Annotated in this window: 11 protein-coding genes; all 11 read right to left on the minus strand. The window is 45.5% G+C overall.

Translation table 11 applies throughout. The features are described from left to right. Position 1: 1 nt before the first annotated feature. The 11 genes from AB4Z29_RS21995 to AB4Z29_RS22045 all read right to left on the minus strand — a co-directional run bounded on the left by AB4Z29_RS21995 (position 2) and on the right by AB4Z29_RS22045 (position 12,659). Complete coding sequence (locus AB4Z29_RS21995; RefSeq protein WP_441945138.1) at positions 2–886, minus strand: YitT family protein; 885 nt, start codon at positions 884–886, stop codon at positions 2–4. An 87-nt stretch (positions 887–973) separates the two neighbouring features. Continuing rightward, a protein-coding gene (gene prfB / locus AB4Z29_RS22000; protein WP_441945139.1) for a peptide chain release factor 2 occupies positions 974–2,081 on the minus strand; the annotation gives its coding sequence in 2 pieces (ribosomal slippage) (positions 974–2,008 and positions 2,010–2,081; 1,107 coding nt in all). A 67-nt stretch (positions 2,082–2,148) separates the two neighbouring features. Beyond that, on the minus strand, positions 2,149–4,656 hold the full coding sequence (secA, locus tag AB4Z29_RS22005; RefSeq protein WP_441945140.1) for a preprotein translocase subunit SecA: 2,508 nt from the start codon (positions 4,654–4,656) through the stop codon (positions 2,149–2,151). Positions 4,657–4,796: 140 nt separating this feature from the next. Then, entirely contained in the window at positions 4,797–5,342 is a 546-nt protein-coding gene (hpf, locus tag AB4Z29_RS22010) for a ribosome hibernation-promoting factor, HPF/YfiA family (RefSeq protein ID WP_441945141.1), read from the minus strand. A gap of 252 nt (positions 5,343–5,594) precedes the next feature. After that, complete coding sequence (locus AB4Z29_RS22015) at positions 5,595–5,792, minus strand: cold-shock protein (RefSeq protein ID WP_028608231.1); 198 nt, start codon at positions 5,790–5,792, stop codon at positions 5,595–5,597. A gap of 357 nt (positions 5,793–6,149) precedes the next feature. Then, positions 6,150–6,857, minus strand: coding sequence for an acylneuraminate cytidylyltransferase family protein (locus tag AB4Z29_RS22020; RefSeq protein ID WP_441945142.1), 708 nt, complete (start codon positions 6,855–6,857; stop codon positions 6,150–6,152). 1 nt (position 6,858) lies between these two features. Continuing rightward, entirely contained in the window at positions 6,859–7,908 is a 1,050-nt protein-coding gene (locus AB4Z29_RS22025) for a nucleotidyltransferase family protein (RefSeq protein ID WP_441945143.1), read from the minus strand. Between the two features lie 144 nt (positions 7,909–8,052). Next, positions 8,053–9,123: an N-acetylneuraminate synthase gene (gene neuB, locus AB4Z29_RS22030; RefSeq protein WP_441945144.1), complete on the minus strand. Its 1,071-nt coding sequence runs from the start codon at positions 9,121–9,123 to the stop codon at positions 8,053–8,055. 153 nt (positions 9,124–9,276) lie between these two features. Further along, positions 9,277–10,440: a UDP-N-acetylglucosamine 2-epimerase gene (neuC, locus tag AB4Z29_RS22035; RefSeq protein WP_441945145.1), complete on the minus strand. Its 1,164-nt coding sequence runs from the start codon at positions 10,438–10,440 to the stop codon at positions 9,277–9,279. A gap of 13 nt (positions 10,441–10,453) precedes the next feature. After that, the gene (locus tag AB4Z29_RS22040; RefSeq protein ID WP_441945146.1) at positions 10,454–11,629 is read right to left on the minus strand and encodes a LegC family aminotransferase; all 1,176 of its coding nucleotides are present in this window, start codon (positions 11,627–11,629) and stop codon (positions 10,454–10,456) included. 22 nt (positions 11,630–11,651) lie between these two features. After that, entirely contained in the window at positions 11,652–12,659 is a 1,008-nt protein-coding gene (locus AB4Z29_RS22045; protein WP_441945147.1) for an NAD-dependent 4,6-dehydratase LegB, read from the minus strand. Positions 12,660–12,673 lie beyond the last annotated feature (14 nt).

The raw sequence follows: 12,673 nt of genomic DNA on the forward strand, positions 1-12,673 counted from the left end.
GCTAGTTCTCCAGTTTAAAGCCCTGCCCCAATACCTCAGCCGTATTGCTAATGATAACGAAAGCACCAGGATCAATCGCTCTTACCAGCTGCTTCAGCTTTGGAACCTCGTTCTGCCCCACCACTACCATAAGAACAGTACGCTCTGCACCCGTATACCCGCCATGGCCGTCTAACCTCGTCAAGCCACGATCCAAATCATTCAGTATGGCAGTACTAACCTCTTCCGAATAATCGCTTATGATGAACGCCACCTTGGACAGCTGCAGCCCGCTTTGCACGAAATCAATCGTCTTGCTCGTCACGAACAAGCCAATCAATGCGTATAAGGCGACCTCAGGCGATATGATGAAACCTGCAGCTACAATCACGCAGCCATCGAAGCACACAATGGCTAAGCTCAGTGGCAAGCCCGTATAGCGATGCAATATTTGTGCCGCTAGGTCCAGACCGCCCGTTGAGGCGCCCCCGCGAAAGACAAGACCGAGGCCAAGCCCAACTCCAATGCCGCCATAAATAGCCGCTAGCAGCGGATTATCGGTCGGAGACTGGAATCCGTCTGTCAGTAAAACAAACAAAGGCAATATGATGGAACCAAGCGCTGTTTTCGCACCAAACCGTTTACCGAGCAGCCAGAGACCTGCGATAAACAATGGAATATTGATCGCCCATTGCGTAATGGCAGGCGTGATATTCGCTATTCGTTGAACCAGTATCGAAACGCCGGATACGCCTCCCGAAGCAATGCCGTTGGGAACCATAAACATATTGAAGCTGATCGCCACAATAATAGAACCGATCAGAAGCTGGGCAATGCTCCATACCGATTGGGCGCGCGGGCTCATCCTCGGCCCGTTTTTTCTTCTTTTCACTGTACTAGCGCTCATGCCATATATCTCCTCGCAAGCTGATTTTCGCAAAAAGAAGAGCTCCACACGCAGAACGTGTCGGAACTCTTCCCCTAATCCTATTCTTTAATCATGACGAATCTGATGGCGCAAATAACCGTCAATAAACGCATCTATATCTCCATCCATCACGGCGCCAACATTGCCTGTCTCAACCGACGTCCGGTGGTCCTTGACCATGCTGTAAGGATGGAATACGTAAGAACGGATTTGACTGCCCCAAGCAATCTCAGACTGATCACCGCGAATTTCGGCAAGATGCTTCATCTGCTCCTCGATTTTTCGATCATACAGCTTGGAGCGCAGCATCTTCATCGCCCTCTCCCGGTTCTGAATCTGCGAGCGTTCCTGCTGGCACGCTACCACTATTCCAGAAGGAATATGCGTGATGCGGATAGCTGATTCTGTCTTATTGACGTGCTGGCCGCCCGCTCCACTCGCACGGTACGTATCTACCTTCAAATCCTCCGAGCGAATCTCAATCTCGATGCTGTCGTCGATTTCAGGAACGACATCGCATGAAGCGAATGACGTATGACGTCGGCCAGCGGAATCGAATGGCGAAATGCGAACAAGCCTGTGCACGCCTTTTTCCGCTTTTAAATACCCATAGGCATTGAAGCCTTTAACCAGTATTGTGACGCTCTTGATTCCAGCCTCGTCACCAGGCAGATAGTCAAGCAGTTCTACCTTGAAACCGCTTTTCTCTGCCCAGCGCGTGTACATGCGGTACAGCATCAGTCCCCAGTCTTGCGACTCGGTCCCGCCCGCGCCAGGATGCAGCTCAAGAATGGCATTGAGCTTGTCATACGGCTGGTTAAGAAGCAATTGCAGCTCGAATTCGCTGATCTTGCGCATAAGCTTCTCTACGCCGCTTACAACGTCCGCAGCCAGCGACTCATCGCTTTCCTCTTCCGCCAACTCCAGCATCATTTGCAGGTCTTCTTGCTCACCATTCAGCCCATCATAATGGTCTACGACTGACTTCACTGCATTTAACTCCGCAATGACGCCTTGCGCTTTCTCATTATCATCCCAGAAATCAGGAAGCGTCATTTTCTCCTCGAAATTGGCGATGATCTCTTGTTTAAGATCTAAGTCAAAGAGACCCCCTGAGCTCTTGGAGCCGCTTAGCCATTTCACGCAGGTCTTGTTTAACCGTTATGTCTATCATAGCGTCCGCTTCACCTCAAAATAATTGTTCGTTCTCTACACTATGCCGTGCCTTCGAACGCCGTTCCTTACTTGCCGTGGCAAAGCTTATACTTCTTGCCGCTGCCGCAAGGGCAAACATCGTTACGTCCAACGCGCTCCTCGCGCTTAGCCGGACGTTTCTCCATTGCCTCTCCGCCGCCGCTTGTCGTCGTCGTTTGGCCCTGAGCAACCTCTTGGCGCTCTAAATTGCTCTCTACGCGTGCCTTCATGATATATCTCGCAACTTCCTCTTGGATGCTCTCGATCATTTCCTTGAACATCTCGAAGCCTTCGAACTGGTATTCGCGAAGCGGATCCGTGCCGCCGTATGCACGCAAATGGATACCTTGGCGAAGCTGATCCATCGCATCGATGTGATCCATCCACTTGCTGTCTACTGCGCGCAGCACGACAACCTTCTCGAATTCACGCATCGTTTCCGCGCCAAGCTCTTCCTCACGTTCATCGTATGAAGCTACGACCTCAGCAAGGATATACTCAACGATTTCTTCCTTTTCTTTGCCCCAAATCTCTTCCTTGGTCAAAGATCCCTCGTTCAGGAATGTCGCATGCGCATAATCCACGATTGCTTGAAGATCCCACTCCTCCGGAATATCCTCCGAGCAATGCGCTTCTACGATGCGCTCAATAACAGGCTTAAGCATATCCATCACTTCTTGGCGGATGTTCTCCGAACCCAGAATATCGCGGCGCTGTTTATAGATAACCTCACGCTGTTGGTTCATAACATCATCATATTGAAGGACAACCTTACGAATGTCGAAGTTATTGCCCTCAACGCGTTTCTGTGCGGATTCGATCGCTCTTGAGATCATACGGCTTTCGATCGGCTGATCCTCATCAAGGCCCAGCTTATCCATCATGCCCATTATGTTCTCAGAGCCGAAGCGGCGCATAAGCTCATCTTCAAGCGATAGGTAGAACTGCGAGGAACCTGGATCGCCTTGACGTCCGGCACGGCCGCGCAGCTGGTTATCGATCCGACGGCTCTCATGGCGTTCCGTACCGATAATATGCAAGCCTCCAAGATCAGCAACCTGATCGCCAAGCAAAATATCCGTACCACGGCCGGCCATGTTCGTTGCGATCGTCACGGAGCCCGCTTGTCCCGCGCGCGAAATAATTTCCGCTTCCTCCGCATGGAACTTCGCGTTAAGCACCTTATGCGTAACGCCGCGGCGTTTCAGCATATCGGATAGCTTCTCCGAGTTCTCGATAGAGATTGTACCGACCAGCACCGGTTGGTTCTTGCTGTGGCGCTCGACAATTTCTTCAACAACTGCTTTAAACTTGCCGTTCTCGGACTTGTAGACAACGTCGGCTATGTCCTTACGGATCATGGAACGGTTCGTAGGCACTTGAATAACGTCAAGACCGTAAATACGCTTGAACTCTTCTTCCTCTGTTTTCGCCGTACCTGTCATGCCCGCAAGCTTGCGGTACATACGGAAATAGTTCTGGAACGTAATCGTCGCAAGCGTCATGCTCTCGTTCTGAACCTTCAGCTGTTCCTTTGCCTCAATCGCTTGATGCAAGCCGTCGCTGTAACGGCGTCCAGACATCAGACGGCCCGTAAACTCATCGACGATGACAACCTCTTCTTCCTCCACAACGTAATCCACGTCGCGCTTCATAATGAAGTTGGCTTTGAGTGCCTGCTGAACATGGTGGTTTAGCGTAACATTCGCATGGTCGAATAAGTTCTCAATTTGGAACGCCTTCTCTGTCTTCTCAACGCCTGATTCCGTCAGCATAACGCTGCGCAGCTTAATATCAATCGTGAAGTCCTCTTCAGGCTTCAAGCGGCCAATAAAGCGGTCTGCGGCAAAATAAAGCTCAGTCGATTTCGCGGCTTGACCGGATATAATAAGCGGTGTCCGCGCTTCGTCGACCAAGATGGAATCCACTTCATCGATAATGGCAAAATAAAGCGGACGCTGTACCATTTGTTCCTTGTACAACACCATGTTGTCTCGCAAATAGTCGAATCCGAACTCATTGTTCGTTCCGTACGTAATGTCGCAAGCATAAGCCTCTTGCTTCTCGTCATGCGACAAGCCGTGAAGATTGCAGCCGACCGTCATACCTAGGAAGCCGTAAAGCTGGCCCATCAGCTCACTATCGCGCTGTGCCAAGTAATTATTGACGGTAATGACGTGTACGCCTTTGCCGAGCAGCGCGTTCAGATAGACCGGCAGCGTAGCTACCAGCGTTTTACCTTCACCCGTTCTCATCTCCGCGATCTTGCCTTCATGAAGAACCATTCCGCCTAGCAGCTGTACATCGAAGTGACGCATACCAAGCGTACGCTTGGAAGCCTCTCTAACCGTTGCAAAAGCTTCTGGCAGAATCTTGTCCAGTGTCTCACCTTTTTCAATTCTCGCTTTAAATTCTTCTGTCTTTGCGCGCAGCGCTTCATCGGATAAAGCCGTGTACTTCGACTCTATCGCATTTATTTCATCAACCGTCCGCTGGAGCCGTTTTACCTCGCGCTCGTTATGGTCACCAAATATCTTCTTCACTAATCCGAGCATGGAATTCCCCTTTCGTAATTACGCCTCTTTGCATTAAATTGTATCAGTTTGTCGACACCGCCGCAACGAGGATACGTGTAAAAGAAAAAGCCTCTCTCCTTATCGGAGAAAAGGCCCTTCGATGTTAAGTATAATGGCGCTTAGCCTTGCTCAATTAATCCATATTTGCCATCGCTTCTTTTGTATACAACACTGATTTCCTTGTTGTCTACATTGGAGAAGACGAAGAAGCTATGTCCTACCATATTCATCTGTAAAATCGCTTCCTCCACATCCATCGGCTTGAGCGCGAAGCGTTTGGTCCGTACCAGCTCCAAATCATCCTCTTCCTCAAGAATGCCCACTGCTGAGCCTTCTTCCTTAAACAGTGCGCGAACCCCGCTGCCTTGGCGGAATTTACGATTTACTTTCGTTTTATGTTTGCGAATTTGTCGTTCGAGTTTGTCCGCAACGACGTCAATCGATGCGTACATATCCTCGCTTTTCTCCTCGGCTCTTAGCATAACGCCGGTGAGCGGAATGGTCACCTCAACTGCATGCTTACCTTTGGTGACCGATAGTGTCACATTAATGTCGGAGGTGATTGGTGCTTCAAAATATTTATCCAATCGGCTGAGTTTTTTTTCGACGTAGTCTCTCAATGCGTCTGTCACTTGAAAGTGTTGACCTCGAATGTTGTAGTTCATGGGGAACTCCTCCTTTACATGGTCTTATTATAGCATATGCAAACGCTGAGATCAAAATAGTTTTTGTTTTATTTCGAATTTTCAGATAAATAGTATTATGGAACTAATAGATTGATGTATCCAAAGTAATGCCTTGCTTAAAAGATTCTGAATCGCCCGACCAGGCACAAAAAAAAGCCCCGGTTACCCGGAGCTGACGTTAAATGCATATGTGATGATCCAAAATATAAGTTGGCTGGATCAGCCGAATGATTACAGTTTAACTACGTTAGCTGCTTGTGGTCCACGAGCGCCTTCAACAATATCGAACTCCACGGATTGGCCTTCTTCGAGTGTTTTGAAACCTTCGGTTTGGATAGCGGAGAAATGAACAAATACGTCGCCGCCTTGCTCAGTCTCGATAAATCCATAACCCTTTTCTGCGTTAAACCATTTAACTTTACCTTGCATGTGCAAACATTCCCTTCATCTTCAAATACTGTGAGGCATCTCTTCGTATAACCCACAATTTGACTATAACACCGACTTCACGGAATTGTCAAACAATTTGTTGTAAGCGGATTCACTCCAATGTTTTAGCTAATGTACATGATATAGCTCTTAAAAACACAGTCGCACTTTCATCCTACAATATTCGATAATGGTCATAGTAAATCTTGATTCGTTGCTGATCCTCAAACGCTTTTCATACTTCTGCTAAATATCGCCCTTATCTATATCCTTCGACATGATCGACAATAAAATCTCTTCCTTTTAGTGAGTGAGAAAAAATTGTATATAGAAAAAAGCCATGCCAACATTCGACATTTAACGTTCCGCGATCGCTTTGCTGGCACTACTCTCAAGTAAGATTTCACACATACGGAAATCTGTTAAGGTGTCAATATCGATGGATCTTTCAGTCGGCATAACATAGGCTACCGTCTCTTCCGTCAAAAACGATTCTGTCTGCTTCAATTGCTCGATACTAGAAATATAAATAGCACCATTAAGAGAAAAAACTTTAGGTAAGTTCTGCCTCGGTACGACTATTGACTCGCCCATTAAAGGTTTCATTCTATTTTCTTCATTTAATTCAAACATCCAGTAAGGACTCTTCTCTTGCTTAGTCACCGATACAGCTGCTGTGGCGGCAGAAGCAACAAACAACTCAATGCATTCATCAATGTCATTGTAATTCCTAAGAGGTGACGTAGGCTGTAGGAGAACAACATAGTCATAACCAGGGATTTGATCGATGGCGTGCAGAATCGGTGAGATTCCGGACGTATCATCTTGTGCCAAGCTTGCTGGACGAATAAAAGGGACATCTCCTCCATATGCGACGGCTGCTTGTATAATGGCATCATCATCAGAAGAAACAATGGCTCGATCTATGTAAACCGATTTATTGGCCTCTTCGATCGTCCATGCTATAAGTGGTTTTCCAGCAAGGTTATGAATATTTTTACCAGGAACCCCCTTTGAGCCTCCTCTAGCAGGAATAATGGCCAAAACCTTTTTCTCATTTATCATATTAAAAGATCCCTTCTAAATATTCGCTATTCGCTCGTTCAAAGTCATCCAATCTGCCGATATCCATCCAATATTCTCGAATCGGAAATGCTGAAGTTGGTGCATTAAGCTGCAGCAGCTTTTCGAACAATGAAGGCATATCATAAAAGGTTTGCTCAGGAATATACTGCAGCACCTCAGGAGAAATCACATAGATTCCACCGCTAATAAAAAATTGTTGAACGGGCTTCTCTTCTATGCTTTGAAGTCTATAATTATCCACCTTCACAACACCATAAGGTACTTGAAACTCGTATTCCCTGACACACATTGTAGCTTTTGCCCTTGTATCTAAATGAAAATCAAGTAATTGTTGAAAATTGACTTTCGTCAGTAAATCGCCATTCATTACAAGTATAGGCTTGTCTGGTATGAACGGTAGCAAGCTTAACGCCCCTGCAGTACCTAACCGTTTATTCTCCTGCAGATATATAATTTCAACGCCCCACTTCAATCCATTTCCGAAATACTCCATAATCATATCTGCTTTATAGTTAACCGATATAATAAACCGGTAGAACCCGTTTGAGATGAAGTTCTCCAATATTACTTCAAGAATCGGCTTGCTGCCAACTTTTAATAACGGCTTAGGACAGTCCCTAGTTAATTCGCCCAGCCTTGTCCCTAACCCGCCAGCCATTAATACAACCCAGTTGTCGCTGCGTTCAAGCTTAATGATCTCACCCAGCAATTCTAAGCGCAAGATCTTCCCATTCGCATCAGTTATCGGTATTTGTTTTAAGTTATAGTTCTTCATCTTTGCAAAAACAATATCTTTACTGTCCGCCTCAAGCGAGGTGATTGGATCTGTTTTCATAATTAGATTTACTTCGCTATTTAAATCGATTCCCCTTAATATCCCCCTGCGGATATCACCATCTGTTATCGTTCCAATCAGACGTCTATCGGTATCAACAACAAGTGCAATTTGAACGGTGCCTTTATCAATAATATGTAGAGCCTCCAATATGGAGGCGTGTGGTGAAATTAATAGTTTATCAATCTGTTTCATTTTTAGTCCCCCTCTTAGCCCTAGCCTGTACTCTATATATCGGTAAGCGCTCGTTATAAAATAAGAAAAACCGCAAGAATATAGCTCATTGCGGTTTGGTAAATCATTCTATAATTTAATGCAAAAGCCCTATTAAGCGTGATTTTAATCAATTAAATCATCCGCATTATACGCTCTGCTCGCCTGTTTGCCAAGCAAACTCCAGTACGCGGATGGAGGCAAACCATTGCCTGGCCTTTTTAAAGTAAGATTGGCTTCTGTCATTTTTTCCCCAATGGCAATCGGCAGTGCGGCAACTATACTTTTACGGACTGGATTCACGTTGCGCAGCTCCGATGCCGCCGGGATTTTATTAGATATTCCCATCGCCAACTCTACATTGCGAATTTGGCTAACTAATCCGCGCAGCTCTTCAGGCTCCATTGATGCCAAATGGTCAGGACCTTCCATCATTTTATCTAACGTGAAGTGCTTTTCAATGACAGTAGCTCCTAATGCAACAGCGGATACCGATACCTCTGCACCAATGGTGTGATCAGAATATCCTGTAAGTAGACCAAATGCTTGGCGCAAGGTAATCATTTTGTTCAAGTGAACATCACCATATGCAGTTGGATAATCTGTTGTGCAATGTAGAAGGGTCACTTTCTTGCGCAGCAACACCTGTCCTTCCTCTGAACAATAAGCCTCCCTGAAACCAAGTAACGAAGGGGGGGTCACATTTCCCAAATAAGCAAAAGCCAAAGCACCTAACGCCTCTTCGATCTCCCCGAGTATTGATATTCCGGTAGATAATATAACGTTGGCACCGCTTTTGCCTGCTTGATGTAGAAGAGGAAGGTTTGTAATATCTCCTGAAGATATTTTTAATGTTCGCAAGCCTAATTGCTCTGTCAGCAGCTTGAGACTCGATAAATCAAACGGTGTCGACAAAAATTCAATCCCGGCCATTTGACACTCATTCATAAGCTCTACGTGATCTTCCGCAGACAACTCGAGCCTGCGTATCATCTCCAGTTGCGATTCTTCCGCATCCGTCGTTTTTTGCTGGTAGTCCGCTTTGGCTGCATGTCTGCTGACGAGTTTATCTGCCTGAAAGGTTTGAAACTTCACAGCATCCGCACCAGCTGCAGCCGCTGCATGAACGAGTTTCTTAGCCAATTGAAGCGAACCGTTATGATTAACGCCAGCCTCAGCAATAATATAAACACTCATTCAATTACCTCCTTTAACTTCTTGCGCATATGGATTATGATGCGATACTTCACTCTACGTTACGCATTCAAACTTCTGTTATAGATTAAAGAATGTATCCAGTCCATGGAGTACACTGCTCACAACAAATCAAAACGATTGTTGGCTTCCATTTTACAATTCAACCTCATAAAACTTTTTGTTAATTATTCCGTCTATATCGACATGCCTCAAAACGTGTTTCACTTTCTTGGCAGTCATTCCATCCCCATATAAGGACACGGCCTCTTCAACATTTGATTTTAAAAAGAGTGGATCGAGTGCTTGTGATATTGACTTAATAATATCTGCACTCTGCTCTGAGGTTTCTATTATTGTTGATCCCTTTAGTCTACCTTTTTGCCGGTTACCAATATCGATTGTTGGCTTTTTAAACATAGGGACTTCAATAATCCCGCTAGAAGAGTTCCCAATTACAACATCAACATATTGCAATGCGCTCAAATATCTTAGTTTACCAAGTGACTGGAAACTTACGGTACGCCCAATGTTTTTTTGAGTGTAATCATCTATCATATGGCCAATAATTCTACCATTTGTATCCGCATTCGGTTTAGTGAAAATGATATTGGCATGTTTAAAATAGTCTAAAGCCTCTAACAAGGCTGTTGTCAGCTCCTCAGAGCTTGCTTGCTTGAGCGTTAGTGGATGATAGGTAACTAAAAAGTTCACGGCTCCCAATTTAAAATCAATTGAAGCTTCAAACTCTTTTCGGGAAAGCAATTTTAATTGCCGAACATTATCTAGCCCTATAGCGCCCACGTTATAAACGCGATCTGGGTGCTCCCCTAGTTGTATGACTCTATTACGATATTTTTCTGTTGAAACAAAATGCAGATGTGACATCTTTGTAATCGAGTGTCTAATGGCTTCATCCACAACCCCCTCCGTGCTTTCTCCCCCATGGAGATGAGCAATAGGGATGTTAGCGATCATCGCGGCTTGTGCAGCTACCATTGTTTCAAAGCGATCACCGAGCAGCACAACGATATCCGGATTTAAACGGTTGAGCACATCAGCAAAGCCAATCAGACCTAAACCCATTGATTTGGTAACCCCGACTCGCGTATCGCTAGATAGTAACATCTCAACCTTTTCATCAATATGAAAACCATCATCCAAAATCTCTTTGTATGTGTTCCCAAACTCTGGAGCCAGATGCATGCCTGTTACGGCTAGCTGCAGTTTCAGATCCGGATCTGCCTCTATCTCTTTCAATAGGGGATATAGTAAGCCGTATTCAGCGCGAGAGCCTGTAACAACGCATATTTTCCTCACTTTGTTTTCTCCCTCACTCCATTAATGTCACACCGCTTGGAATATTAATGACTCGCATTTCCAACTCTTCAGTGGTGCTCAAATCCATCCGGGGGCAATCCTGATACATTTGCAAACGGTGCATGGGAGTCCATATTGGCCGAGTCATAATGCCCGCTTCGTTCGTCGCATCCAGAATTTGGTTTCTTAATCGCTCATCAGACTGATCCAGTACAATGGCATTCAGCCAGTAATTGCTTGAAACATGATTCTGTTCTTCGAACCACCTTACACCGTCTACTTGCAGCAACGATTCTTTATACCGCTGTGCAAGCTTACGTTTTCTTGTTAGAAAATCTGGCAGCTGTTCTAATTGTGCACAGCCCAAAGCGGCATTCAAATTAGGCATCCGCATATTAAATGCTGTCTCGTCATGCTGAAAAGCCCAACGATGCGGAATTTTGGCGGTTGTCGTCAAATGCTTTACTCTTTTCGCTATCCCTTCATCCGCTGTAAGAACAGCGCCGCCGCCACCGGTTGTAATAATTTTATTGCCATTAAAGCTCAATGCCGCCAATTTGCCATAGGTCCCTGTATGGCGGCCTTTATAGTAAGAGCCAAGTGATTCTGCCGCGTCTTCGACCATCACCAGCCGATATCTTTCGCACACCTCTACTAGAGCATCTAATTCAACCGGGTGCCCAAACGTGTGCATGGGAACCACTACTGAGATTCTACGTCCCGTTTGCCTGTTATAAGCAAATCCATCCGTTTTAACATGTACAATCTCTTGCAAATACTGGTCCAACTTAACTGGATCTAAACCCATTGTTTCACTTGCTACGTCAATGAGATGGGGAATAGCATTGCAATAAGAGACTGCATTTGCAGTTGCAACGAAGGTTAAGGATGGAATAAGCACCTCATCATTAGCCTGAACGCCTGCCAGTAGCAAGCTGATATGCAGAGCCGAGGTACCATTCATGACAGCAATAGCATAAGGTGAGCCTGTATATTCTGCGAGCTCACGCTCGAATTGGTCAACGTATTTCCCTACGGAGGATACCCATCCAGTATCTAGACATGCCTTTACATATTCCCATTCACTTCCCTGGAACGTCGGCTCATGCAGAGCCGTAAAGTTTTTGGGATTAGAAAGTACTTGCTGAAGAGTCTCCAAGATTACCGTTGGCAAATGTTCATTACTCATTGCAAGGCCTCCTATCTTATATCTATATATTATATTGGTCGGCCTTGTATCTCGACAAATTGTTATGATCCGTAAACCATTGCACCGTTTTTTCGATTCCTTGCCGAAAGCCTTGAAGCCCTCCGAATTCAGGGGTCCAGTCTAGAAGACGTTCAGCTTTCGAATTGTCAGCCCATAACCGTTCCACTTCGCTTTTCTCAGGCCTAAATCGCGCTTCTTCGCTTACAATCTCAATATTCTTGTTCATGACCTCGCTGATGAGTTTAGCCGTATCGCCTATGGAAATTTCATAATTGCTGCCGATATTAATTTCCTCTCCGATACTGTTATTCGACTCTAGCATTGCAATAAAGCCATTTACTGTGTCCAGAACATAATTGAAATCCCTGGTTGGATGAATGGTTCCCAATTTAATTTGTTTATAGCCCGATGCAATCTGAGTAATAATAGTTGGAATAACGGCTCTCGCAGACTGACGGGGCCCGTATGTATTAAAAGGTCTTATAATGCCCACAGGCGTTTGAAAGGAGCGATAGAAAGACAAAGCTAGCTGATCTGCGGCAATCTTTGTTGCGCTATATGGCGATTGTCCCTGCAAAGGATGCTCCTCTGTAATCGGTACGAATCTTGCCGTACCATAAACCTCGCTTGTGGAGGTGTGAATAATTTTAGAAACGTGTAGTTCACGGCCTGCCTGTAATACATTTAAAGTACCCTTGATGTTCGTATCTATGTAAGTGTCTGGGGAATGATAGGAGTAGGGAATGGCTATAAGTGCCGCTAAATGCAGTACTGCATCGCAGCCTTTCATCGCCTCCTTAACACCATAAGGATCACGGATATCACCTGCAAATACTTCAAATTTCCCGCGAACATCTTCTGCACACTGATCCAGCCATCCCCACGTATTGAAAGAATTGTACATGGTAAAGGCACGAACCTCGTACCCGCGACGAATCAATGCTTCTGTCAAATGTGATCCAATAAAACCATCTGCCCCTGTTACCAAAACTTTGCGATAGCTGCTCATAGTTTGCTCCTTAT

This window comes from Paenibacillus sp. 2TAB23 (assembly GCF_052115165.1).
Classification (GTDB): Bacteria; Bacillota; Bacilli; order Paenibacillales; family Paenibacillaceae; genus Pristimantibacillus.

Bases quoted from the DNA above. Each gene is read 5' to 3' on its own strand.
- AB4Z29_RS22045 (WP_441945147.1), bottom strand. From the start codon at position 12,659: ATGAGCAGCTATCGCAAAGTTTTGGTAACAGGGGCAGATGGTTTTATT.
- secA (WP_441945140.1), bottom strand. From the start codon at position 4,656: ATGCTCGGATTAGTGAAGAAGATATTTGGTGACCATAACGAGCGCGAG.
- AB4Z29_RS22040 (WP_441945146.1), bottom strand. From the start codon at position 11,629: ATGAGTAATGAACATTTGCCAACGGTAATCTTGGAGACTCTTCAGCAA.
- AB4Z29_RS22020 (WP_441945142.1), bottom strand. From the start codon at position 6,857: ATGATAAATGAGAAAAAGGTTTTGGCCATTATTCCTGCTAGAGGAGGC.
- AB4Z29_RS22025 (WP_441945143.1), bottom strand. From the start codon at position 7,908: ATGAAACAGATTGATAAACTATTAATTTCACCACACGCCTCCATATTG.
- neuB (WP_441945144.1), bottom strand. From the start codon at position 9,123: ATGAGTGTTTATATTATTGCTGAGGCTGGCGTTAATCATAACGGTTCG.
- hpf (WP_441945141.1), bottom strand. From the start codon at position 5,342: ATGAACTACAACATTCGAGGTCAACACTTTCAAGTGACAGACGCATTG.
- AB4Z29_RS21995 (WP_441945138.1), bottom strand. From the start codon at position 886: ATGAGCGCTAGTACAGTGAAAAGAAGAAAAAACGGGCCGAGGATGAGC.
- AB4Z29_RS22015 (WP_028608231.1), bottom strand. From the start codon at position 5,792: ATGCAAGGTAAAGTTAAATGGTTTAACGCAGAAAAGGGTTATGGATTT.